Raw genomic sequence first — 22760 nt, 5'->3', positions numbered from 1 at the left:
ACGTTCCCTTGGAGGCATGAACCATTTAGGCTCCGGGCACGTCCTCAAGAACACCGGCAAGCCGGCCGGGAGGACGAAAGCCCCCAGCGATGTGAAACCGTAGGCCCACGCAATACGGCTCATTCGCCGCCAACCGTCAAGATCTGGCCGACTCGGAAGCGACTCGGAAGGAACTTTCGAGGAAAAGCCGCGAGCGGGAACGTTTTCGGCCTGGTTGGATGTTGACCCTGGTACGACAGCTCGTCGAGCTAGAGAAGAGGCGACGTGACTACTGTTCTGACCCCCGCGAGCCCGCTGACGGCCGCTGACCGCTGCGACCGGTGCGGCGCTCAGGCCTACCTGCGCGTCGTTCTCATGAGCGGCGGTGAACTGCTCTTCTGCGCCCACCATGGGCGTAAGTTCGAGCCAGAACTCAAGAAGATCGCCGCGGAAATACAGGACGAGACGGAGCGGCTCACCGCCTCCCCGGCGTCTGCGCCCGAAGAGGACCGCTGAGTCCGTAGCGGAACGCTGACACATCGCATCCGACGACGAGCGAGGTCCGGCCACCTAGAGCCGGACAGCCGCGGGCGGCTGCCCCCACCCCGGGGGAAGCCGCCCGCTCTCGTACGCTCCTGCGCACCTTCGCGGAGTGCTGCTTGTGCTTCTGCGGGTGCGGGGCCGCGGCCCCCGGCTGAGCGGCCGGAGCAGCCGGCTGCGCGGCGGCCGGAGACTGACCGGGCGCCGCCGACGCCTGAGGGGCGCCCTCGCCGCTGTGCGCCGCCACCAGCGCCGTGTAAGCCGACATCCGTGTGTACACCCCGGGGTACTGCGGCTGGCCGCAGCCCGCCCCCCAGGACACCAGGCCCACCAGCTTGCCCTGCGCCACCAGCGGCCCCCCGCTGTCCCCCTGGCAGGCGTCCCGGCCGCCCAGCGGCATCCCGGCACACAGCATGGACGACCGGCGGTAGACCCCCTCCGCAGTCCCCGGATAGGCCCGCTCGCACACCCCGTCCTGCAGGACGCGTACCTTCGCCGCGCGCAGGATCTCCGAGTACGTACCGTTGCCGATCACGTCGCCCCAGCCGTAGACCATGGCCTTCGCGCCCACCCGGTAGGCGGCGTCGCCCTGCTGCGCCACCGGGATCACATAGCTCTCCGGCACCTGGTTGCGCAGGGTGAGCACGGCCAGGTCGCCCGCGTTGGTGCCCGGGTCGAACCCCGGATTGACCCAGGTGTCCCGCGGCTCGACCTCGGCGCCGACGGCGCCCCTCAGGTCGTCCCGGCCGACGATGACCCGCAGATCCCTCGCCTCGCTCACGTCGACGCCGAGCACCTCGTGGCTCAGGCAGTGCGCAGCCGTGACGACCGTTCTGCGGCCCACCAGGACCCCGCCGCAGAACTGCCCGGCCCTGGCGGCCCCGAACCGCTGCCGGCTGCCCAGCGCCACCACCCAGGGCGCCTCGGAGGCCCTCACGGCCTGCCCTCCGATGACCGCACGGTCCGCCAGCGCCGGAGCCGGGACCGCGAAGACCAGGGCGATCGATCCGGCCAGCAGACAGCTCAGCGAACGCATACGATCTCCTGACTCTGCGGGGTTCCTTGCACACCCAGAGTCAACCCGCACGGCGATCGGCGCATCCGGAACCTGGACGGCATGCCTCCGGATCAGCCGCACTGTCACCCGTACAGCCCGCAGGGCCCGGCTCCTCGGGGAGAGGTGCCGGGCCCTGCGGGGTTGTCGTTCTATCCGGTTCTAGTCCAGGTAGTCGCGCAGAACCTGGGAACGGGACGGGTGGCGCAGCTTGGACATCGTCTTCGACTCGATCTGACGGATGCGCTCACGCGTCACGCCGTAGACCTTGCCGATCTCGTCGAGCGTCTTCGGCTGGCCGTCGGTGAGGCCGAAGCGCATCGAGACCACGCCCGCCTCACGCTCGCTGAGCGTGTCCAGGACGGAGTGCAGCTGCTCCTGGAGCAGGGTGAAGCTGACGGCATCGGCCGGCACGACCGCCTCGGAGTCCTCGATGAGGTCACCGAACTCGCTGTCGCCGTCCTCACCCAGGGGGGTGTGGAGGGAGATCGGCTCACGGCCGTACTTCTGGACCTCGATGACCTTCTCGGGGGTCATGTCGAGCTCCTTGGCCAGCTCCTCCGGGGTGGGCTCGCGGCCCAGGTCCTGGAGCATCTGGCGCTGGACGCGCGCGAGCTTGTTGATGACCTCGACCATGTGCACCGGGATACGGATGGTGCGGGCCTGGTCGGCCATCGCGCGCGTGATGGCCTGGCGGATCCACCAGGTCGCGTACGTGGAGAACTTGTAACCCTTGGTGTAGTCGAACTTCTCGACCGCACGGATCAGACCGAGGTTGCCCTCCTGGATCAGGTCCAGGAAGAGCATGCCGCGGCCGGTGTAGCGCTTGGCCAGCGAGACCACCAGACGGAGGTTGGCCTCCAGGAGGTGGTTCTTGGCGCGGCGCCCGTCCTCGGCGATGATCTCCAGCTCGCGCTTGAGCTTGGGGGCGAGCTTGTCGGAGTTCGCCAGCTTGTCCTCGGCGAACAGACCCGCCTCGATGCGCTTGGCGAGCTCCACCTCCTGCTCGGCGTTGAGGAGGGGGACCTTGCCGATCTGCTTCAGGTAGTCCTTGACCGGGTCGGCGGTGGCACCGGCGACGGCGACCTGCTGCGCGGGAGCGTCGTCCTCGTCGTCGTCGGAGAGGACGAAGCCCTTGTTCTCGCCGGTCTCGTCCTCCTCCTCGCCCTTGCCCGGGGTGGGGGTCTCCTCGACGAGGTCCTCGTCGAGGAGCTCGTCGGCGTCCTTCTTCGCGGCGGTCTTCTTGGCCGCCGTCTTCTTGACGGCGGTCTTCTTCGCCACCGTCTTCTTCGCCGCCGCCTTCTTGGTGGCGGCCTTCTTGGCGGGCGCCTCCGCGCTCTCGTCGTCGCCGTACGCCGCGGAGGCGGACGTGGCGGACGCCGAGGACGCGGTCTGCCTGGCCGTGACCGTCTTGGAGGCGACGGCCTTGGTGGCGGTGCGCTTCGCCGGGCTCTTCGCTGCGACGCTCTTGCGGGTGCGCTTGGGCGCCTCGGCGGCACTGACCATCAGCGTCACACCCTCCTCGTCGAGGACCTGGTTGAGGCTGCGCAGAACATTCTTCCACTGGGTTGGCGGAATCTGGTCAGCCTCGAAGGCCCGACGCACGTCGTCGCCGGCGATCTGCCCCTCGGCCTTTCCCTGCTCGATGAGCGCCATCAGAGACTCGGATTCGGCGATCTCCGGCGGGAGCGTACGGGATGTGCTGGCCGACACGAACAACCTCTCGGAACGATGGAAACGGCTTCCGGCCCCGGCCCGCCCTGATCGGGGAACCGGTTCCGACGACCGCCGGCATGGATGAACCGACGGCGCGCGGGTGATGGGATACAGACGGACACAGCGCCCCGGACGAGGCCCGTATTCCCTCCGCGTCCACCACCTCTTTAGTCATCGCACTGCCTCAAGGAGCGTTACGCCCAATCCTCGTGGCCCGAGTCACACCCCAAAACGGAGCGAATGCCTGCTCAACTGGACAGAACACTCCACTTCCTGGCGTCCCGGTCCGAGTTCCGGGAGGGGCGCCGGCGCCACCGGACGGCTCACGGGTGCGGTCGTGCATCCGGCCGCACGCGTGAGCCCTGTCCCGGCCCGGCGCGTGCGGCCCTTCCGTACGAACCCACTCGTACCGTCCCGCTCCTCTCCGCGGTCAGTGCTCGCGCGGCGCGGGCACCACGCGCTCGACGTCCGGGTGGGCGATGAGGAGCTGCCTCATCGCGGCCTCGGCCCCGGCTCCGTCGCCCGCGCCGACGGCGTCGACGATGCGGAGGTGGTGCCCGACACCCGCCTCGGTGGGGCGGTCGCAGCCGCCGGAGGGCGCGCCCGAGACGTGCAGGGCGGAGGAGACGATGCCCGCGAGGTGCTCGAGCATGCGGTTGCCGGCGACCTGCAGGAGCAGGGAGTGGAACTCGGCGTCGGCGCGCGTGAAGGTGAGCGAGTCACCCTGGGCCAGCGCGTGGCCCATGATCTCGGCCATGTCGGCCAGGCGCTGCTGGACGTCCTCGCGGCCGTGGCCGGCGGCGAGGCGGGCGGCGAGGGGCTCGATGGTCCAGCGCAGCTCGCACAGCTCGCGGCGCTGGTCCTCCCGCTGGGGGCCGAAGGCCCGCCACTCGATGATGTCGGGGTCGAGGAGGTTCCAGTCGCTGACGGGGCGGACACGGGTGCCTACGTTGGGTCGCGCGCTGACGAGGCCCTTGGCCTCGAGGACGCGCAGGGACTCGCGGACGACGGTCCTGGAGACCTCGAAGCGCTGTCCGATCTCCTCGGGGACGAGCGGGCGGTCGGCGCCCAGGTCCCCGGAGACGATCATCTGGCCGAGCTGCTGCACGAGCTGGCCGTGCAGGCCCCGACCCCGGCTGCCGGCGGCCCGGCGGCCGGCGCGGCTGAGCTCGGCCTCGCCGTCCCAGGCCGGCGGGGCCCCGCGGTCGGGCCCGGGGGCCTCCGCGTAGGAGTAACGGTCAAGCTCGCCCGGGCCTGCGAGGCCGGAGTCGGCGGGGCGAGCCGCGGTCATCATGGTGTGCGCAAGGGTACTCACGCCTCCTTTGTCGGCGACACCTCGAAGTCCCTTGAGGTCTTTGGTGAAAAGCACACGAAAGGGTGATCGCCCATTACCTCACAATTGACGGCCAAACGGACAGAAACGGGCACTCTCCGAGGTGGCTCGTATGCGGAGCGTGACGTCGGCAGCCTCCCAACTCCGCACGTGGGAAGGGGCGTCGGGGTTCCGCGACCGCGCGGCGGCGGCCCTCATCGCGGCCTGCCGCGGAACACCGCGAGGACATAAGCCCCGAGAAGTGCCGTGAGTGACAACGCGAGCGCCCAGCCGACCGGTTGGGACATCAGCCTCAGGGCCGTCGAGACGCCCCGGTCCATGCCCGAGGGCCACTGCACGACGGCGGCGGCGCGCAGCCGCTCCGGGAGCCCCACGAGCGAGCGGGCCGCAGGCTCGGCGAGCACGCTGCCCAGGACCGGCACGACGAGCGTCGGCACGGCGAGCACCGCGACCAGCCCGAGCGCGGTCGACCGGAAGAGCCCCGCAGCCAGCAGCCCGGCCCAGGCACAGCCCAGGGTGAGCGCGGCCCAGCCCGCGAGCATGACGGCCCAGTCGCGCGGGAGGGAGACGACGTCGTCACCGAAGAGCAGCCCGAGGGCACCGGCGTCGAGGAAGAGGGAGGTGAAGGCGAGGAGCACGGCTCCCACGGCGGTGACGGCGAGCTTGGCGGCGAGCAGGCCGAGGCGGCGCGGGACGGTGCCCTGGTCCGGGGCGAGGGCCGGATAGCGGAACTCCTGACCGAAGGCCAGCGCGCCGATGAGACCGGCCCCGAAGACGGCCGGCGGCAGGGGCAGCAGGGCGGGCCAGCCGGTGAGCACCCGGGGCTCCGGGGCGCCTCCCTCCCTGGCGAGGAGGACGGACACCAGCAGGGAGGCGGCGAGCGCGGCGGCCGCCACGATCCAGCCGGTCCGCACGCCGGTGGCGCGGCGCAGCTCGTACCGCAGCGGCCAGGCCGGGTCGGGGGCCGGGAGACGCGGATGAAGACGGGGGAGCTCGACGGCGAGCTCGGGCGGGACGGCGGTGCCGGGCGAGCCGGCGCGCGAGGACCGGGCGGAGGGGGCGGAGGAGCCGGAAGGGTCCGCTTCCCCGGCGGGTACGGGGCTGTCCGGCGCGTCTGCGCACGAGCCTCCGGGGGCGTCTGCGACAGCCGCCGGAGGCGACGTTTCGGACGGCACTGCGGCGGGATCGGCGCGGCGGCCGTCCGCACGCAGCAGCGGGGACAGGGGGCCACTGTCGCCGATCTCCTCGGCCAGCCGGTGGACGAGGATGCCGTGCCGGTAGGCCGTCTCGCCGACGACTGCGCAGCTGCTGCCGTAGACCGAGAGCCGGCTTCCGCCCTCCTGTACGACCTCCACGGCCGGGTGGCCCTCGACGGCCTCCGCCTGGTCGGCCTCGGCCGTGAGGGCGTGGGCGAGGCGGGCGGCCAGTGGCGACTGGACGGCTACGCGCGGGCGCAGGCGGGTGCGGGAGAACTCGGCGGCCTCCTGGTCGGCGACGAGACGGCCCTCGTCGATGGTGACGACCTGGTCGGCGATGCGGGCCGCTTCCTTGGGGTCCTGCGAGGTGACGAGGACGGCTCCGCCGTGGTCCGCATAGGCCCGCAGCATGCCGTGCAGCCAGGCGGTCTCGCGGGGCGAGAGCTCGTACGCGGGCTCGTCCAGGACGAGGGTGTGGGGGTCGCCGAGGAGGGCGGTGGCGAGGCCGAGGCGCCGGTCCATACCCAGGGAGAAGTCGCCCAGGCGCTGGTTGGCCAGGCCTGTCAGGCCGACGACCTCGAGGACGTCGTCGGCGCGCTCTGCCGGGACGCCCGCTGCGGCGCTGAGCATGCGCAGGTGTCCCCGGGCGCTGCGGGCGGGGTGGCCGGGGACGTCCCCGAGGACGACGCCGATCTCCCGGGTGGGGTGCGGGACCCGGTCGAGGGGGCGGCCCCGGAAGAGCGCGACACCGCGGCCGGGGTCGAGGCGGAGGAGGAGGCGCAGGGCGCTGGTCTTGCCCGCCCCGGGGTCACCGAGCAGGACGGTGATCCGGCCGGGGCGGGCCTCGAAGGTGAGGTCGTCGACGGCGGGGAACCGGTTGCGTTGGGGAGCGCTGGTGAGTCCGATGGCCTGGATCATGGCTTCTCTCGCGGGGCGTGAGACGGCTCGGCGGCGCCCCTCGGCCCGCTCGGTGACCGAGGCGGCCGAGGGCGCAGGGGCGTGCTGGGAGGTACGGCAGCACCGTAACCCGCCATGTCCGATTTGCCACGCAATGTAGGCAGTTGTGAGGCGTGTCCCGCTCCGGGGCATGCCGGACCGCGGAGTGCCCCGGTCGTGCGCGATCCCCGGCCGGAGCCGGGCCGGTCAGGCCTCGGGCCGCAACATGGGCGGGTTGAGGAGCGTGGCCCCGCCGGCCCGGAAGAGCTGGGCGGGACGGCCGCCCTGGCGTGTCGTCGTACCTCCGGTGGGCACCAGGAAGCCGGGGGTGCCGGTCACCTTCCGGTGGAAGTTGCGCGGATCCAGCGCGACGCCCCACACCGCCTCGTAGACCCGGCGCAGCTCACCGACCGTGAACTCCTGGGGGCAGAAGGCCGTGGCCAGGGAGGAGTACTCGATCTTCGAGCGGGCGCGCTCGACGCCGTCGGCGAGGATCTGCGCGTGGTCGAAGGCGAGCGGGGTCACCTGCTCGCCGTCGCGGCCGTAGCCGACCTCCTGGTCCAGCAGGTCCTCCACGGGCGCCCAGCGCACGCTGCGCGCGTCGCCCCCGGGGCGCGGGGCGGGCAGATCGGGCGCGAGCGCCAGATGCGCGACGCTCACCACCCGCATGCGCGGGTCCCGCTTCGGATCGCCGTAGGTGGCGAGCTGTTCGAGGTGGGCGGCGTTGGCCAGGACAGGGCCTGCCGGGTCGTGGGCGTGCAGCCCCGTCTCCTCGGCCAGCTCCCGCGCGGCCGCGGTCGTCAGGTCCTCGTCCCCCCGCACGAAGCCGCCCGGCAGCGCCCAGCGGCCCTGATACGGCGGCTCGCCGCGGCGGACGGCCAGCGCACACAGCGCGTGGCGGCGCACGGTGAGCACGACCAGGTCGACGGTGACAGCGAAGGGCGGAAAAGCCGACGGGTCGTAGGGCATGACGCGATCATAGTCGTCTTCCTGACGATAAACAGGGTCTTGGGCAGGGCCGGCGAGCGCCCCCTCCGCGAGCTCCGGACTCAACCGGCTCACACCCCCAGCTGCAGGCCGTCGGCGGCTTCCTCGACCATGCCGAGACCTAGCCTGCTGATCCTCATCGCGAACGGCTGCTCCGCGATGCGCAGCCCGGTGAACCTCAGCGCGCCGAGCGGGGCGGTGTGCAGCGGCCGCACCGCCACGCACCCCGCCGGGGCGTCGGGGCGCAGGCCCGCGAGCGCGGTCAGCAGGTGCACCGCTCCGGCGGCGGCGACGGCCGCGGGCCGGCATGCGGCCGGGTGCGGCAGCGGCGCGCTCCCGGCCGTGCGCTGCTCCCCGGCGTACATCTCCGGGAGCCGGTGGCCGAAGGCGGCCGCCGCGTCCAGGGTGCCGCGCAGCAGCGCACCGGCCTCCTTCTCGTATCCGGCGGAGGCCAGGCCCGCCACGGCCACCGCCGTCTCGTGCACCCGGACGGCACCGCTGCGGTGGCCGAAGGGGTTGTGCCCCGGCTCCTTCGCCCCGAGGCTGCGCAGGCCCCAGCCGGAGTCGAGCGCCGGTCCGCCGAGCAGCCGGGCGAGCTGCTCGGTCTGCACCCTGTCGAGCAGCCCCGGTGCCGACATGCCCCCGCCGAGCAGGCCCGTGTCCAGGAGGTGTGCGGCGGCGCTCCCCAGGTGCGGTATCCGGCGCCCTTCGGGCGTGCGGGCCGCTGCGGGGCGCCCACCGCCCGGGTCCTCCACCCAGAAGTCCTCGCGGAAGCGCCTGCGCAGCCCGGCCGCCCAGCTCCGCCAGCTCTCGGCCCCCGGGCGGCCGCAGGCCTCCAGGAGATCGGCTCCGAGCAGGGCCGCGCGATGGGCGTGCGCCTGTGTCTCGCAGCGGTACGGCCCGCCGGGCACGGGATCCGCGAGGTAGCCGTCGTCCCCCGCCGCGGTCCGCAGCCACTGGAGGCACCGCTCGGCCGCCGGCAGCAGCGCCTCCGTCTCCCGCTCGGGGAGCCCCCACCGCCGGGCCTCGGCCAGGACGGCGGGGAACAGCAGCGTGGCCTCGATTCCGGTGCAGCCGGGCGGCAGATGCGCCCCGGCATGGCGCAGCGCCCCGGGGATCCGCCCCTGGTCGGGGCCCGGCCCCACGAGCTGCGTCCGGGCCAGGGTCCGCAGCGTCCCCGCGGCCAGCCGGACCCCGAGGGGAAGCGTCATCCGGGCCGCCCACAGGGCCTCGGCGGGGGCGAGGCCGCAGCGCCAGGGGACGGCGGCCGCCAGGTGGACGTCACCGGGGCTGCCGGGGTCGCGCACGAGCAGCGCCCGGAGGTCGTCGAGGGCGGCGGCCAGCAGCGCACCGGCCCGGGGGTCGTCGCCTTCGGCCTGCGGATCACCCCAGGGCACCGTGGCGGCACGGCCCGGAGGGACGGCCGCCTCGGGCTGCCGGACCCTGCCGGGCTGCTCGGGCAGGACGCGGAGCTCGATGCTGCGGGTGCCTCCGGGCGGCAGCTCGATCTCCCAGCAGAGCAGGCCCGCCGATGCCAGGGCATCCCCCGGCGGGGGGTCGGCGGTCACCGCCGCCTGTGCCTCGCCGGTGGACCATCGCAGCCCGGAGGCGTGCACCCCTGCGGGGACCTCGGGCCCGGGTGCACCGGCCGCGACCGCGCCCAGCTCCGCGAGGTCCGTGCCGAGCGACACCTCGACGGGCAGCCGCAGGGCGCGGGCCGCGGTGCTGCGCAGGGCGATCCGCTCCACGCCCTCGGCCGTCCGCAGGCGCTCGACCGTGACGGCGGGGTCGGGGCCCGAGTCGGCGGCGGTCCGTACGGCACCGACGAAACGGGCCCGGTCGGCGGCGAGCATGCGCCCCTGGACGGGCAGCGGCTCCGCACCGCCGACCTTGAGCCTGCAACGGGCCAGGAGCCTGCGCCCGCTCCGGTAGAACCCGTCGAGCCCCTGCCCGGTCATCTGACCGTGCTCCCCGGAGATCGCCAGGGCGGGCAGGGCGACGCAGATCATGGCCGCATGCACGGGCTGCGGAGCCGGCGGACGCCCCGGAGCGGGACGCTGCGGCGGGGCGGAACGGGGCCGGGGCGGCTGACCATGGGGGACGATGCCTTGCACTTGACTGCGCTCCCCTGGGGGTGTCACTGACCGGGACGACGGACAACGTTTACGGGCCACCCGGATGAACGGCGGCGGCCCTGCCGAGGTCACGGTGTGGACGGCCGCCTGTGTGGGCCACGGGTTCACTGCGGCCGGTCCTCGTGGCTGTGGTCCCTCTTCCGGGTGCTCCTGCGCCGGGCACGGGGCTTGCCGGCCGGACCGCTCGGGCCGGCGGGACCGGCGGGGCGCCCGGGCCCGCCCGGCCTCGTCCGGCGCCGGACGGCCCTTGCGGCTCCGGTGCCCTCCGCCCCGGATCCCGTCGCCGCGGCCGTCGCCTCGATGCGCTCCACCTCGGCCCGGATCGCGTCCTGGAGGGCGCGGTCGGCCGTCTCATGGCGCAGGCACCTGCGCAGCGGCTCGGGATCCAGACCTTCGTTGCACGCGCGGTAGAGCAGCTGGGCGAAGACGTATTCGGGGTCCGCGCCGAGGGCCCGGCTCAGCGCGACCCTCGCCTCCGGCTGGTCGTCGGTGGCCCAGGCCACCCAGCCGGCGAGCGCGACGGGGGCGGCCGCGTACTCCGCGTACGGGGGCACGCAGCGGCGGGCGAGAGCACGCCACAACCGCAGGACGGCCGGGGTCTGCGGGCCTTCCATCCACTCCGCGGCGTGGTCTCGGGTGACGCGGTCCTGGAGGCCCACGATGACCGTGGCAGCCTCCTCGTCGGTCAGGAGGGAGTCGTCCTGGGCATCCGATGCGGGGCGGGCGGGAAGGGGCGGCGTGCCGTGGAACCGGTCGACCACGGCCCGCGCGAGGGTGAGGGTCTCCTGCCGTACGGGCTCGCAGCCCTCGCCGCCGAGGATGCGGGGGACCATCGCGAAGGCCGCCGCGTCCAGCGCCTTGCGCTGCTCCTCGGCCCGCTCCCCGGTGAGGGGTGCGTAGCGGTCCTCCATCTCCCGGAGGGTGCCGCGGACCTCGATGCCGGCGTATGTGGCCGCGGCGGCCATGACCGACGTGCCCGGGAGGGAGAGAGGGGTGCCCTCGGGCGGGCAGCAGCGGGGATCGGGGCAGCAGTACGACCAGAAGCGGCCGTCGGAGATGCACAGGGCCTCGTACACGGGCATGTCGAGCCGGCCGCAGGCGCGGCGCAGGCTCTGGGCGAGCGGGCGCAGCCGCTCCATCACCTGCCGCGGGGTCCGGCCTGCGGCGGTGTCAGGGTCCTGGCAGAGGAAGATGACCACGCCGTCGGGGCGGTTGCCACGCTTGCTGCTGCCGGTCAGGAGGGTTTCGGCGAGCTGGTCGCTGACCTCCGGCCATTCCTCGCCGCCGCGCGGGATGCCGAGCCTGAGCCGGCCGCCGAAGCGGCCCCGGTCGCCATGGAGGGCGACGAGGACGATGCTGTCGGTCGGATGGAAGCCGAGCAGATACGGGAGGGCGTCGGCCAGCTCGGCCGGGGAGCGGAGGGTGACCTGCTCCCCGGGATCCCCTGCCGCGCCGGGCACGGCGGCGGGCGGGGAGGAGGGGGTGGACGGACGGGCGGATTCGTTGTGCTGCGTCATGGCCCGAGAGTCCCGCGGGGCAGCCGGAGCCCGCCAGGCCTGTGGATAACTCCGGAATATGATCCTACTAATGCTGTGGACAGCGGTTTTCCACAGCCTGGCGGGCGCGTTCGCGCATTGTCAGTGCACTCGTGTTGCATGGGGGCATGACGAACGAAGACCTCCGCGCCTCGGCCGACGCCGTCCTGGCCCGCCTCGTCGGGGACCCCACGGGCAAGGCGAGACTGCGGGAGGACCAGTGGCTGGCGATCGAGGCGCTGGTCGCCCACCACCGTCGCGCGCTGGTCGTGCAGCGCACGGGGTGGGGCAAGTCGGCGGTCTACTTCGTCGCGACGGCGCTGCTGCGAGCCCAGGGCAGCGGGCCCACGGTGATCGTCTCGCCGCTGCTCGCGCTGATGCGCAACCAGGTGGACGCCGCGGCGCGGGCCGGGATCCACGCGCGCACGATCAATTCCGCCAACGTCGAGGAGTGGGACACCGTCCAGGCCGAGGTGGCCGCGGGCGAGGTCGACGTCCTCCTGGTGAGCCCCGAGCGGCTCAACAACCCCGATTTCCGTGATCAGGTCCTGCCCAAGCTCGCCGCCGCCACCGGCCTGCTGGTCGTCGACGAGGCCCACTGCATCTCCGACTGGGGCCACGACTTCCGGCCCGACTACCGCCGCCTGCGCACGATGCTCGCCGACCTGCCACCCGGCGTCCCGGTCCTCGCCACGACCGCGACCGCCAACGCCCGCGTCACCGCCGACGTCGCCGAGCAGCTGGGCACGGGCGAGGAGTCCACGCAGGCGCTGGTGCTGCGCGGCCCGCTGGACCGGGAGAGCCTGAGCCTCAGCGTCCTGCAGCTGCCCGACGCCGCGCACCGGCTGGCCTGGCTCGCCGACCACCTCGCCGAGCTCCCCGGCTCGGGCATCATCTACACGCTCACCGTCGCGGCCGCCGAGGAGGTCACCGCGTTCCTGCGCCGGTGCGGCCACACGGTGGCCTCCTACACCGGCAAGACGGAGAACGCGGACCGCCTGCAGGCCGAGGAGGACCTGCTGGCCAACCGCGTCAAGGCGCTCGTGGCCACGTCGGCGCTGGGCATGGGCTTCGACAAGCCCGACCTGGGCTTCGTGGTCCACCTGGGTTCCCCCTCCTCCCCCATCGCCTACTACCAGCAGGTCGGCCGCGCAGGCCGCGGCGTCGAGCACGCCGAGGTCCTGCTGCTCCCCGGCCGGGAGGACGAGGCGATCTGGAAGTACTTCGCCTCCCTCGCCTTCCCGCCGGAGAACCAGGTCCGCCGCACCCTGGAGGTGCTCGCCGCCTCGGACCGCCCCGTCTCCCTGCCGGCCCTGGAGCCCCAGGTCGAGCTGCGGCGCTCGCGCCTGGAGACCATGCTCAAGGTCCTCGACGTCGACGGCGCCGTCCACCGGGTGCGTGGCGGCTGGACCGCGACGGGGCGCCCATGGGCGTACGACGCCGAGCGGTACGCCTGGGTGGAGCGGCAGCGCGGGGCCGAGCAGCAGGCGATGCGCGACTACGCCACCACGGCGCAGTGCCGGATGGAGTTCCTGCGCCGGCAGCTGGACGACGAGCAAGCGGCCCCGTGCGGGCGCTGCGACAACTGCACCGGGCCGCGCTTCGGCACGGAGGTTTCCGCCGGGGCGCTCGACGCGTCGCGGGGTGAGCTGGGACGGCCTGGCGTGGAGGTCGAGCCGCGCCGGATGTGGCCGACGGGAATGCCGGCCGTGGGGGTCGACCTCAAGGGCCGTATCCCGGCGGGCGAGCAGGCCGCGACCGGCCGCGCCCTCGGGCGGCTCTCCGACATCGGCTGGGGTAACCGGCTGCGCCCCCTCCTCGCCCCGCACACACCGGATGGCCCTGTTCCGGACGATGTCGCGGCCGCGGTGGTGACCGTGCTGGCCGACTGGTCCCGCGGGCCCGGCGGTTGGGCCTCAGGCGCGGCGGACGCCCCCGGCCGCCCCGTGGGCGTCGTCACGCTCGCCTCGCGCACCCGGCCGCAGCTGATCCGCTCGCTCGGCGAGCACATCGCCGCGGTCGGCCGGATGCCCCTGCTGGGAACCATCGAATACGGCGGCACGGACACCGACACCCGGGTGCCGCGCACCAACAGCGCGCAGCGGCTGCGCGCGCTGGACGGCGCGCTGACGGTGCCGCCGGCGCTCGCGGAGTCCCTGGCCTCGGCCGGCGGGCCGGTCCTGCTCGTGGACGACCTCACCGACACCGGGTGGACGCTGGCCGTGGCCGCACGGCTGCTGCGGCGCTCCGGTGCACCGCAGGTGTTCCCGCTGGTTCTGGCGGTGCAGGGCTAGCCGCACACGGCACGCGGTGCGGCGGGGGCGGGCGAGGGCGGCGAGCCGCGCGCCGTCGGCCAATGGCGCCAATTGATCGTTGCCGCCCGCCCCCGGCACCGCGAGAATTGGACGCGATCCCGCTCTCGTCCGTCCACGGCCCGCCGGGGACGGCCGTCGTGGCATGCACTCCTGCCCGGCGCCGCCCGGCCCGTGGCCACGCAGCCGAAGGAGGGTCATGGCCTTCGACTTCGTACCGCCGCCTCCCGCCGAGGCCGGGCACCGGCTGAGCCGGATGCTCGAGCCCTCCGAATGGGCCGCGGCCGGAATCCCCCTGCTGCGCAACCCCCGCGAGGTGATAACCGGCCTGCACACCCGTCACCTGCCGGCGCCGTCGACGGCTGTCGTGGCCGTTCTCGATCACGACGAACGGCTCACGGCCAGCGCCTCGTTCGTCCGCCGCCCCACTCCGCCCGACGGCTGGGAGCTGCGCAATGCGCTCCTGGCACAGCTGCGCCGGGTGATCCCGCACGACCTGCGGCGGCGCACCCCGGTCCGTACCGCCGTGCTGCTCTACTGCCGTTCCGGCGAGGCCCATTGGACGGAAGAGGACGGTGCGTGGATGTGGGGCCTGCGTGACGCATGCACGCTGCACGGGCTGCGCTGCGGGGCGTACATCACACTGACCGAGACCGGCTGGCAGGTCCTCGGCGAGGGTCGCAGCGGACGCCGCCCGAGGTCACCTGCGGACGCCCAGGCGTCCATGACGTCCGGCGGCGGCGCGCACGAGGCGCACCGCCGCACAGTCGCCCGCTGACGGGCACGCGTCCTCAGACGCCCGCGGAGATCAGGGCGTTGACGCGCTGGGGGTCGCCGCAGACGATCAGCAGTCCACCGGCGCGGCCCATCGCTGCGGGCAGCGCGCGGGTCACGGCGTCGTCTGTGCCGCCGTTGACGGCCACGACCACGACGGGCCGCGCTCCCGCGCGCTCCGCGTCGGCGGCCGCGTAGAAGACGTCGTCACAGGCATCGTGCTGCGCCCAGTACGACGCCTCGCCGAAGGACAGCTCATGCGCCGCCCACGGGTGCGGGTCGCCGGTCGTGAGCACCAGGATCTCGCCGGGGGCACGGCCGGTGTCGAGCAGCAGGTCGACGGCCTCGTCCGCGGCGTCCAGGGCACCCTGCACGGAGGCGGGGATCAGCTGGATCTGCGGGCCGGCGGCCGGAGCCGCAGGCTGCGCCGCGGGCCGGGACGGGCCCGGGACCGGGGCACGGTGGGCGCCGGGGCCGGGCCGCGCCGGGGCCGGAGCCGGGCGGGGGCCAGGGACAGGGCGGGGGGTCGGCGTCGTACGGCCGGGGGCCGGCACGGCGCGGGGACCCGGGACACTCTCGTGAATCTGAGGCTCCTCGGGGATGAGAGGCATGAGTTGATGTTTATCAAACGCCGGTGCGAGTCGCATCGGCGGGTGGCGGTCAGGGCCGCTCAGAATTCGAAACCGAGCTGGCCACCGGCCTCCAGTGAAGCTGCTTCGGGGACGCTGCGAACCCGCTTGAGGTGCTGCCACCTGGGCAGCGCGTCCAGATACGACCAGGACAGCCGGTGGTGCGGGGTGGGGCCCAGCGCCTCGAGAGCGGCGCGGTGCACCGGCGAGGGATATCCGGCGTTGCCACCGAAGTCGAAGTCCTCGTAGCCGACGCCCAGTTCCGCCATCATCGCGTCGCGCCGGACCTTGGCGAGCACGGACGCCGCCGCGACGACCACGCAGGACTGGTCGCCCTTGATGACCGTACGGACCCGCCAGGGGGCGCCGAGGTAGTCGTGCTTGCCGTCGAGGATCACCACTTCGGGCCGGACGGGCAGCGCCTCCAGCGCGCGGGACGCGGCCAGTCGCAGCGCCGCCGTCATGCCCAGCTCGTCGATCTCCTGTGGGGAGGAGTGGCCGAATGCATGGGCGGTGACCCAGCTCTCCAGCTGCACGGCGAGGGCGGCCCGCCGCTTGGGCGTCAGCAGCTTGGAGTCGGTCAGGCCCTCGGGAGGACGGCGCAGGCCTGTGACGGCCGCGCACACGGTGACCGGGCCGGCCCAGGCGCCCCGGCCGACCTCGTCGAGCCCGGCGACGACCTTGGCTCCGGTCGTTGCGCGCAGGGAGCGCTCGACGGTGTGGGTAGGCGGTTCGTACGGCATGGCGCCAGCAAGCGTACGCCCCTACGGGTGGCCCGAGTAGCCCCGCCCCCTCCCCTTTCTTACGGCCGGTTCCATTCCGGTTCTTGCGGCCTGTTCTCCTACCGCCGGCCCACGCCGGACGGGAGCCAGTCCGGCAGGTCCTCGGTGCGCCGGAGCCAGTCGGCGGGCGGCGCGCCCCGCTCGCCCGCGGCGACCACTCCGCCGACGATGGCGCAGTTGGTGTCCACGTCGCCGCCCACCTGCGCGGTGGTCCAGAAGGCGGCCTCGTAGGACGTGAGGTTGCGCGCCGCGGACCACAGGGCGAACGGCACGGTGTCGTGCGCGCTGGTGCGGCGGCCGCACCCGAGGACGGCGGCGACCGTGCTCGGGTCGCCGTAGTCGAGCATGTCCCGCGCGCGCCGCAGCCCGGCCTGCACGGCGCTGCGCGGCACGAGGGCGACGACTCCCTCCAGGAGGGCGTCGGGGGCCGGGAGGCCGGCCGGAGCGGCGGCCAGCGCCGCGGCGGCGGCCACGGCCATCGTCCCGGCGACCGCCTCGCGGTGCTGGTGGGTGGTGTACGCGGAGATCTCGGCCTGGTGCGTGGCCTGTTCCGGGTCGTCCGCGTACCAGGCGCCGAGCGGGGCGATGCGCATCGCCGCGCCGTTGCCCCAGGACCCCTGTCCGTTGAAGAGGGCCGAGGCCAGCTCGCGCCAGTCGCCACCCTCCCGGACCAGGCGCAGCATGCGGCCCACGGCCGGGCCGTATCCCCGGTCGAAGTCGTGGTGCTCCGCGAAGGAGCGGGCGAGCGCGTCCTGGTCGATGCGCCCGTGCCCGGCGAGGACGGCCAGCACGGAGCAGGCCATCTCGGTGTCGTCGGTCCACTGCCACGGGGAGGGAGGCAGCTCGCGCCGCTTGAGTGACGGGTAGTTGCCCGGGACGAAGAACTGGGAGCCGAGGGCGTCGCCGAGGGCCAGCCCGCGCAGGCTCGCCAGTGCGCGGTGGAATCTGTCAGCGGTCATCGGAGCGAACTCTAACCGGTGAAGCCGTACGGTTCAGGGGTGCACCAGCGCTCGAAGGGCCGATCGAGGTGGTACCGGCCGTCGGGCCCGAGGAGCAGGGCACGGGTCTCGGCGTTGCCCGGGTTCGACAGGCACTCGAACTCGGCGACCGTCCAGTGGAACCACCGCATGCAGAAGAGCCGCATGGTCAGGCCGTGGGTGACCAGCAGGACGTTGGGCGGGTGGTCGGGGTCCTCGAAGCTGCGCCACAGACTCTCCAGGAAGGCGCCCACACGGTCGTAGACGTCCGCGCCGGACTCGCCCTGGGCGAAGCGGTAGAAGAAGTGGCCGTAGGCGTCCCGGTAGGCCTTCTGCCGGCGCACGTCGACGAGGTCCTGCCAGTTGCCCCAGTCCTGCTCGCGCAGCCGGGGTTCCTCGCGGACGCGGACGAGGCCGGGGTCCAGCCCCAGGGCGTGGAAGGTCTGGTGGGTGCGCCGGTAGGGCGAGACGTAGGCCGAGACCCGCTCGTCGCCGAAGAGCTCGCGGAGGGGAGCCCCTGCGTCCCTGGCCTGCTTGCGGCCTCTCTCCGTCAGACTGAGGGCGTGGTCGGGCTCCCGTTCGTAGACCGTGTCGTCGACATTGCCCACCGACTCTCCGTGCCGGATGAGAACGATGCGTCGGGGCCGTGGCATGCCGCCACCCTAGATCGAGCACCGACCGGCCGCCTCGCTACCCCGCGATCAGCGCCCGGCCGGCCCGTATCTCGCACTGCCGGCCCTCGAAGCGCTGCCGCAGGAGCCGGTCGTGGGTGACCACGACCAGGGCGCCGGACCAGGCGGCAAGGGCCTCTTCCAGCTGTTCGACCAGGCCTAGGGCGAGGTGGTTCGTCGGCTCGTCCAGCAGGAGGAGGTCGGCGGGCCGGGCGAGGAGGCGGGCGAGCCCCAGGCGGCGGCGCTGCCCCGCCGAGAGGGCGCCGACGGGCACGTGGAGGTCACGCTCCCGGAAGAGCCCGTAGGACAGCAGCAGGGCCCTGTGCTCCTCCTCGGCGCCGGCCAGGCCGCGGGCGAAGGCGGCGAGCAGCCGTTCCGCGGGCCGGGTGACGGGGATCTCCTGGGCGAGATAGCCGGTGCTCCCCCGCCGGGTGACGGTACCGGCGTCCGGCTCGGTGACCCCCGCGAGCAGACGGAGCAGGGTGCTCTTCCCCGCACCGTTGGCCCCGTGCACCAGCAGCCGCTCACCCGCGCGGACCTCCATCCGGGCGATCGCGAGCCGCTCCCCGACCCGTACGTCCTCCAGGGCCACGAGGGTGCCTTCGGCCGTACCCGCCGCCGGGCGGGCGTCGAAGCGCAGGGGCTCCGGCGGGCGGGGCACCGGATTCTCCCGGAGCCGGCGCAGCCTCTCCTGGGCGTTGCGCACCCGGCTGGAGACCGAGGCCTGGACGCGGCCCTTGTCGCGGTCGTAGGCCATCTTGTTGCCGTCCTTGGCGGCCCGGCCGGGGGCCACGCGCCGGGCGACGGTCGCAGCGGTGCCCTCGAGCGCCGCCGTCTCGGCCGACCAGTCCTCGTACGCCTGCTCCCAGCGGCGGCGGGCGGCGGCCTGCTCCTCGATGAACCCCGCGTACCCCCCGCCGTAGCGGACGAGGGACCTGCGGTCGGCGTCGAGCTCCACCACGGCGGTGGCGACGCGTTCGAGGAACACGCGGTCGTGGGAGACGGCGAGGACGGTGCCGGGGTGGGCCCGCAGGGTGTCCTCGAGCCAGACCAGCGCCGCGCCGTCCAGATGGTTGGTGGGCTCGTCCAGAAGCATGACCTCGGGGGCTGCCGCGATGAGGCAGGCGAGCCCGAGGCGCGCCTGTTCCCCTCCGGAGAGGCTGCCCAGCAGCCGCTCCCGTCCGATGTGGGCAAGGCCCAGGGCGTGCAGCGCCTTGTCCACCCTGGCGTCGGCCTCGTAGCCGCCGCGCGCCTCGAATGCGGTGAGGAGCTCGCCGTACTCGGCCAGGGCTTCGGGCCCGGCCTCCCCCAGAGCGGCCTCCAGCTCCCGGAGCCTGCGCTCCATGGCGCGGAGGTCGGCCAGAGCCAGGTCGACGGCGTCGCCCACCGTGCGGTCCGGAGGCAGCTCGGGAGTCTGCCCCAGGCGGGCCACGCCGCCCTCCGCACCGGCGACGACCGCACCGGCGTCGGGCGCCTCGAGGCCGGCGAGGAGCCTGAGCAGCGTGGACTTCCCGGCACCGTTCTCGCCGACGATGCCGATCCGCTCACCCGGCCGCACCGAGAACGTGACGTCGTCCAGGAGCGGGCGGTCGCCCCGGGACATGGACACACCGCGCAAAGAAAGCTGAGTGGGCACGCGCGAACCTCCGTCGGCATCGGCTCGGGGCATGCGAGGCCCCCGGGAACACGCCCCCGACCGCGCCACACCAAACACGACCCGAGTTGCGTTACGCTCAGCATGGCACGACCCCACCAGCTAACGCAACTGGAGTTGCAGTTGTCTCCGACGCCTCCCTCCTCGCCGTCGCCCTCCCCCGCCACGTCCCCGCCCCCCTCCGCGCCGGGCACGGTGCGACCCGGCGGCCGCACCGCCCGCACCCGCGCGGCCGTACGCGACGCCGTCCTCGCCGGGCTGGTCGAGTACGGCTATCCGGGGCTCACCGTGGAGTACGTGGCCGAGCAGTCCGGCGTCCACAAGACGACGCTCTACCGCCGCTGGGGCGGCGTCGAAGGGCTCGTCGCCGACGCGCTGGACCTGGCGGGAGAGGACGGGTGGACGCCGCCCGACACGGGCACCCTCAGAGGCGATCTGCACGCCCTGGCGCAGGAGATCGTCGACACCTTCGGTGACCCGGCCGCCGCAGCGGCTCCGGCCGCCTTCATCGCCGCCGCGTTCCAGTCGGAACGGGCGGCGGAGGCCCTGCGCGGCTTCTACTGCGAGCGCTTCGCACGCTGCGCGCCCCTGACCGAACGGGCCGTGGCCCGCGGCGAGGTGCCGGCCGCAACCGACCACGACTCCCTCGCCCGGGCCGTATCGGCCCCGCTGTTCTTCCGGCTGTTCATCACCCGGGAGCCCCTGGACGCCGCCGACGCCGACCAGGCTGCGGACGTCGCTCTCGCCGCAGCCCGCGCCGGCGTCTTCACACCACCGGCCTGACGCCCGGGCGAGCATGACGCTCAGCCGGCACCGACTCGGCCCGACTCGACCCGACTCGACCCGACTCGACCCGACTCGGCCCGGCCCGGCCCGGCCGTCACACCGTCCAGGAAGGCTCCAACGCGACGATGTCGCCGCCGATCGCCGCCACGTCGGCCTCGATCTGCGCCCTCAGGGCGAGCCGCTCGACCCGCTCCGCGCGGTACTTCCCGTGCTCGGCCTCGGAGTTCCACACGGACAGCACCAGGAACTCCTGGCCGGGCGCCTCCCCGAAGACGCCGCGCAGCATCCCCGGCGACCCGGCCATGGCCGGGTTCCACACCTTCTCCTGCATCAGGGTGAAGTGCTCCACGCGGTCCTCGCGGACCCGGCAGTGGGCGATCCGCACCACATCCGCATCCGCGAACTGCGGCTGGAAGCCGACCTTCACATCGAATCGGTGCTCGAAAAGCCGCACTTGGGCGTTCTTGAAGGTCCCGGCCTGGGCCGCCGCGAGCCTGTCGTGGGAGCGCGCCATGAAGGAGTCGTAGAACGCCCGGCTCTCCCAGAAGCCGAACAGGTGCACCACATGCGGACGCCCTCTGCTCCAGCCTCCGCCCTGCCCCCGGAACCCGGGCTCGCCGAGCAGGCCCGCCCATTTTCGTTGTCCGCGTTCGAAGCCGCGGCGGTCGACCACGGTGCAGCGAGTCCACTTGACCAGCACCGCGCCATCGTACGGCCCGGGCAGCGGCCCGCAGTCACGTACCGGAGGACTGCACCCGTGCGAGGGTCACGGCGTCGGCCTCGCCGAGCTCGATCCGGAACTCACGCGCGAGCAGCTCCACCAACTCCGCCACGGGCACCTCCCGTTGCTCCTCGGAGCCGTCGGAGTGGGCGGTGACGAGCATGGAGCCCACCAGACTCCGCCGTATGCGGGGCTCCGTCTGCTGTACCACCACGCGCGAGACGAAGGGCGAGTGCGGGTGCGTGGAGATGTAGTGGTTCATCACCGCATAGTCGACCGGGAAACGCTCCTCCGGACCGAAGGCGTACAGGTCGAACCAGCCCTCGGGGTGGAGCGAGCGCAGGACCCGTACGTCCTCCCTCTCCCGCTCGATGCCGAACGTCCAGCCGCCCTGTTGCTCCTCCACGCCGTCGCGGAAGGGGAGGGGCTCCAGCAGCCCCTCCCCGCCGAATCCGACGTCGCACAGCCACTGTTCGCCGTCGGTCTCGACCTTGAGCGCCATATGAGTGACCGGGCGCAGCTTGTCGCTGCCCATCCTGATCCGCGCGCCGATACCCGTGAAAGCGAATCCGATGCGCTCCAGGGCGGCGGCGAGCAGCAGATTCTGCTCGTAGCAGTAGCCTCCGCGGCGCTGCGCGACCATCTTGTCCTGAAGGGCCTTGACGTCCAGCAGAACCGGTCGCCCGAGCAGGATTTCCAGGTTCTCGAAGGGGAAGGCGGCCACGTGGCCGCGGTGCACCGCCCTGAGCGTCGCGAGGTCCGGCCGGGCCGTCGCCCCGACTCCGATTCGCGTCAGATAGGCGCCCAGGTCCAGATCCCCGCCGCCCCACATGAGCGCACCCGTCATTACCGCTCTCTCCCCTCGACCGGACACCCGACAGTATTCACCCTCGGCACGGACCGCCTTCGGCCTCCGTCACGCAGCGCCCGCAGCGCCCGCAGCGCCCGCAGCCTCCAGCAATACCGCGGCGGCTTCCCGGGCCCTGCGTGCAGAGTCCGCCGCTCCGGTGACCGCCGCCGTGGTGATCGCACCGTCGACCAGGACGGCGAGCTGCTCGGCCACCGGCCCGGGGTCCGCGACGCCGGCAGCGCGTACGAGGCCGGTCAGATATCGGAGCACCTCGGCCTTGTGATCCCGTACAGCCCCGGCCACGCCCGCGGATCCCGAGCCCAATTCGCCATAAGCGTTGATGAACGCGCACCCGCGGAAATCCGGTTCGCCGAACCATTCCTCCAGCCAGTCGAACACCGCGAGGGGCCGTTCCGCCACCGAGGGGCGCGCGGCGACGTAGGCGGCCAGGGCGCCGCGCCAGCGGCCGTCGCGGCGCCGCAGATAGGCCTCGACCAGGACCTCCTTGGACGGGAAGCGCTGGTAGAGGCGCTTGAGCGAGACGCCGGACGCTGCGCGGATCCGGTCCATCCCCACGGCCTGCACACCGTGCTCGTAGAACAGGGACTCCGCTGCGTCGAGCAGTCGGCCGTCGGCTTCGGCGATGTCCATTGCCCCTCCCGGGCTGGCGCGGAGAACGATCGTTCTCTAGGGTACAGCGGAAGCGGAGAACGAACGTTCTCCATTCTTCCCGTGCGTCCGGAAGGCATGCCATGACTCAGCGCCCGCCCCTGCCACCCTTCGACGAATCCTCCGCCCGGGCCAAGGTCCAGGCCGCCGAGGACGCCTGGAACAGCCGCGACCCCGAACGGGTCGCCCTCGCCTACACCGAGGACTGCGTCTGGCGGAACCGGCACGAATTCATCACCGGCCGCGAAGAGATCCGGGCCTTCCTCCGCCACAAATGGGAGAAGGAACGGGATTACCGGCTGCGCAAGGAGCTCTGGTCGTGGTCCGGCAACCGGATCTCGGTCTGCTTCCGGTACGAGTGGCACGACGCCGACGGGCAGTGGTGGCGCAGCTACGGGAACGAGCAGTGGGAATTCGCTCCGGACGGCCTGATGCAGCGCCGCGAGGCCAGCATCAACGACGTGCCGATCACCGCGGACCAGAGGGAATTCACCCCGGAGGCATGACGAAGGCGGTGGCCGGAG

At 73.5% G+C, this 22760-nt stretch carries 20 protein-coding genes; 5 read left to right on the top strand and 15 right to left on the bottom strand.

Annotated elements, in window-relative coordinates:
• Nucleotides 1-264: 264 nt before the first annotated feature.
• Nucleotides 265-495, top strand: coding sequence for a DUF7455 domain-containing protein (locus tag IE241_RS00355; protein ID WP_168094769.1), 231 nt, complete (start codon nucleotides 265-267; stop codon nucleotides 493-495).
• Here the strand turns inward: IE241_RS00355 and IE241_RS00350 are convergent.
• The 7 genes from IE241_RS00350 to IE241_RS00320 all read right to left on the bottom strand — a co-directional run bounded on the left by IE241_RS00350 (nucleotide 455) and on the right by IE241_RS00320 (nucleotide 11393).
• Entirely contained in the window at nucleotides 455-1555 is a 1101-nt protein-coding gene (locus IE241_RS00350) for a S1 family peptidase (RefSeq protein ID WP_190019520.1), read from the bottom strand. The genes IE241_RS00355 and IE241_RS00350 overlap by 41 nt on opposite strands.
• 180 nt (nucleotides 1556-1735) lie before the next feature.
• Nucleotides 1736-3286, bottom strand: coding sequence for an RNA polymerase sigma factor (locus IE241_RS00345; protein ID WP_268254325.1), 1551 nt, complete (start codon nucleotides 3284-3286; stop codon nucleotides 1736-1738).
• Nucleotides 3287-3719: 433 nt separating this feature from the next.
• Nucleotides 3720-4658, bottom strand: coding sequence for a FadR/GntR family transcriptional regulator (locus tag IE241_RS00340; protein WP_308433597.1), 939 nt, complete (start codon nucleotides 4656-4658; stop codon nucleotides 3720-3722).
• Between the two features lie 158 nt (nucleotides 4659-4816).
• On the bottom strand, nucleotides 4817-6736 hold the full coding sequence (locus IE241_RS00335) for an ATP-binding cassette domain-containing protein (RefSeq protein WP_190019517.1): 1920 nt from the start codon (nucleotides 6734-6736) through the stop codon (nucleotides 4817-4819).
• A gap of 225 nt (nucleotides 6737-6961) precedes the next feature.
• Complete coding sequence (locus IE241_RS00330; RefSeq protein ID WP_190019516.1) at nucleotides 6962-7723, bottom strand: NUDIX hydrolase; 762 nt, start codon at nucleotides 7721-7723, stop codon at nucleotides 6962-6964.
• An 89-nt stretch (nucleotides 7724-7812) separates the two neighbouring features.
• Complete coding sequence (locus IE241_RS00325) at nucleotides 7813-9750, bottom strand: glycogen debranching N-terminal domain-containing protein (RefSeq protein ID WP_190019515.1); 1938 nt, start codon at nucleotides 9748-9750, stop codon at nucleotides 7813-7815.
• 230 nt (nucleotides 9751-9980) lie between these two features.
• Complete coding sequence (locus tag IE241_RS00320; protein WP_190019514.1) at nucleotides 9981-11393, bottom strand: DUF4192 domain-containing protein; 1413 nt, start codon at nucleotides 11391-11393, stop codon at nucleotides 9981-9983.
• A 146-nt stretch (nucleotides 11394-11539) separates the two neighbouring features.
• Here IE241_RS00320 and IE241_RS00315 point away from each other — a divergent pair, with 146 nt between their 5' ends.
• Nucleotides 11540-13705: a RecQ family ATP-dependent DNA helicase gene (locus tag IE241_RS00315; protein WP_190019513.1), complete on the top strand. Its 2166-nt coding sequence runs from the start codon at nucleotides 11540-11542 to the stop codon at nucleotides 13703-13705.
• Nucleotides 13706-13922: 217 nt separating this feature from the next.
• Complete coding sequence (locus IE241_RS00310) at nucleotides 13923-14501, top strand: hypothetical protein (protein WP_190019512.1); 579 nt, start codon at nucleotides 13923-13925, stop codon at nucleotides 14499-14501.
• A gap of 13 nt (nucleotides 14502-14514) precedes the next feature.
• On the opposite strand, the gene IE241_RS00305 is transcribed toward IE241_RS00310, so the two are convergent.
• The 5 genes from IE241_RS00305 to abc-f all read right to left on the bottom strand — a co-directional run bounded on the left by IE241_RS00305 (nucleotide 14515) and on the right by abc-f (nucleotide 19225).
• On the bottom strand, nucleotides 14515-15108 hold the full coding sequence (locus IE241_RS00305) for a hypothetical protein (protein ID WP_190019511.1): 594 nt from the start codon (nucleotides 15106-15108) through the stop codon (nucleotides 14515-14517).
• A 59-nt stretch (nucleotides 15109-15167) separates the two neighbouring features.
• The gene (gene rnhB, locus IE241_RS00300; RefSeq protein ID WP_190019510.1) at nucleotides 15168-15869 is read right to left on the bottom strand and encodes a ribonuclease HII; all 702 of its coding nucleotides are present in this window, start codon (nucleotides 15867-15869) and stop codon (nucleotides 15168-15170) included.
• Nucleotides 15870-15967: 98 nt separating this feature from the next.
• The gene (locus IE241_RS00295) at nucleotides 15968-16867 is read right to left on the bottom strand and encodes an ADP-ribosylglycohydrolase family protein (protein ID WP_190019509.1); all 900 of its coding nucleotides are present in this window, start codon (nucleotides 16865-16867) and stop codon (nucleotides 15968-15970) included.
• An 11-nt stretch (nucleotides 16868-16878) separates the two neighbouring features.
• Nucleotides 16879-17538: a histidine phosphatase family protein gene (locus IE241_RS00290; protein ID WP_190019508.1), complete on the bottom strand. Its 660-nt coding sequence runs from the start codon at nucleotides 17536-17538 to the stop codon at nucleotides 16879-16881.
• 37 nt (nucleotides 17539-17575) lie between these two features.
• The gene (abc-f, locus tag IE241_RS00285) at nucleotides 17576-19225 is read right to left on the bottom strand and encodes a ribosomal protection-like ABC-F family protein (protein ID WP_190019507.1); all 1650 of its coding nucleotides are present in this window, start codon (nucleotides 19223-19225) and stop codon (nucleotides 17576-17578) included.
• 108 nt (nucleotides 19226-19333) lie between these two features.
• On the opposite strand from abc-f, the gene IE241_RS00280 reads away from it, so the two are divergent.
• Nucleotides 19334-19993 (top strand): TetR/AcrR family transcriptional regulator, encoded by a 660-nt coding sequence (locus IE241_RS00280; protein WP_229898649.1) that lies wholly within the window; start codon nucleotides 19334-19336, stop codon nucleotides 19991-19993.
• 97 nt (nucleotides 19994-20090) lie between these two features.
• On the opposite strand, the gene IE241_RS00275 is transcribed toward IE241_RS00280, so the two are convergent.
• The 3 genes from IE241_RS00275 to IE241_RS00265 form a co-directional block, all read right to left on the bottom strand.
• The gene (locus tag IE241_RS00275) at nucleotides 20091-20696 is read right to left on the bottom strand and encodes a YdbC family protein (RefSeq protein ID WP_190019505.1); all 606 of its coding nucleotides are present in this window, start codon (nucleotides 20694-20696) and stop codon (nucleotides 20091-20093) included.
• A 34-nt stretch (nucleotides 20697-20730) separates the two neighbouring features.
• Nucleotides 20731-21564: an arylamine N-acetyltransferase family protein gene (locus IE241_RS00270; RefSeq protein WP_190019504.1), complete on the bottom strand. Its 834-nt coding sequence runs from the start codon at nucleotides 21562-21564 to the stop codon at nucleotides 20731-20733.
• Between the two features lie 69 nt (nucleotides 21565-21633).
• On the bottom strand, nucleotides 21634-22218 hold the full coding sequence (locus tag IE241_RS00265; protein ID WP_190019503.1) for a TetR/AcrR family transcriptional regulator: 585 nt from the start codon (nucleotides 22216-22218) through the stop codon (nucleotides 21634-21636).
• A gap of 101 nt (nucleotides 22219-22319) precedes the next feature.
• Here IE241_RS00265 and IE241_RS00260 point away from each other — a divergent pair, with 101 nt between their 5' ends.
• Nucleotides 22320-22742, top strand: a complete 423-nt coding sequence (locus IE241_RS00260; RefSeq protein WP_190019502.1) for a nuclear transport factor 2 family protein — start codon at nucleotides 22320-22322, stop codon at nucleotides 22740-22742.
• Nucleotides 22743-22760 lie beyond the last annotated feature (18 nt).

Origin of the sequence: Streptomyces hiroshimensis (genome assembly GCF_014650335.1) — a bacterium.
GTDB classification, from domain to species: Bacteria; Actinomycetota; Actinomycetes; order Streptomycetales; family Streptomycetaceae; genus Streptomyces; species Streptomyces hiroshimensis.
Note: the sequence above shows the minus strand (reverse complement) of the source record. Positions and strands in the feature narration are given on the sequence as shown.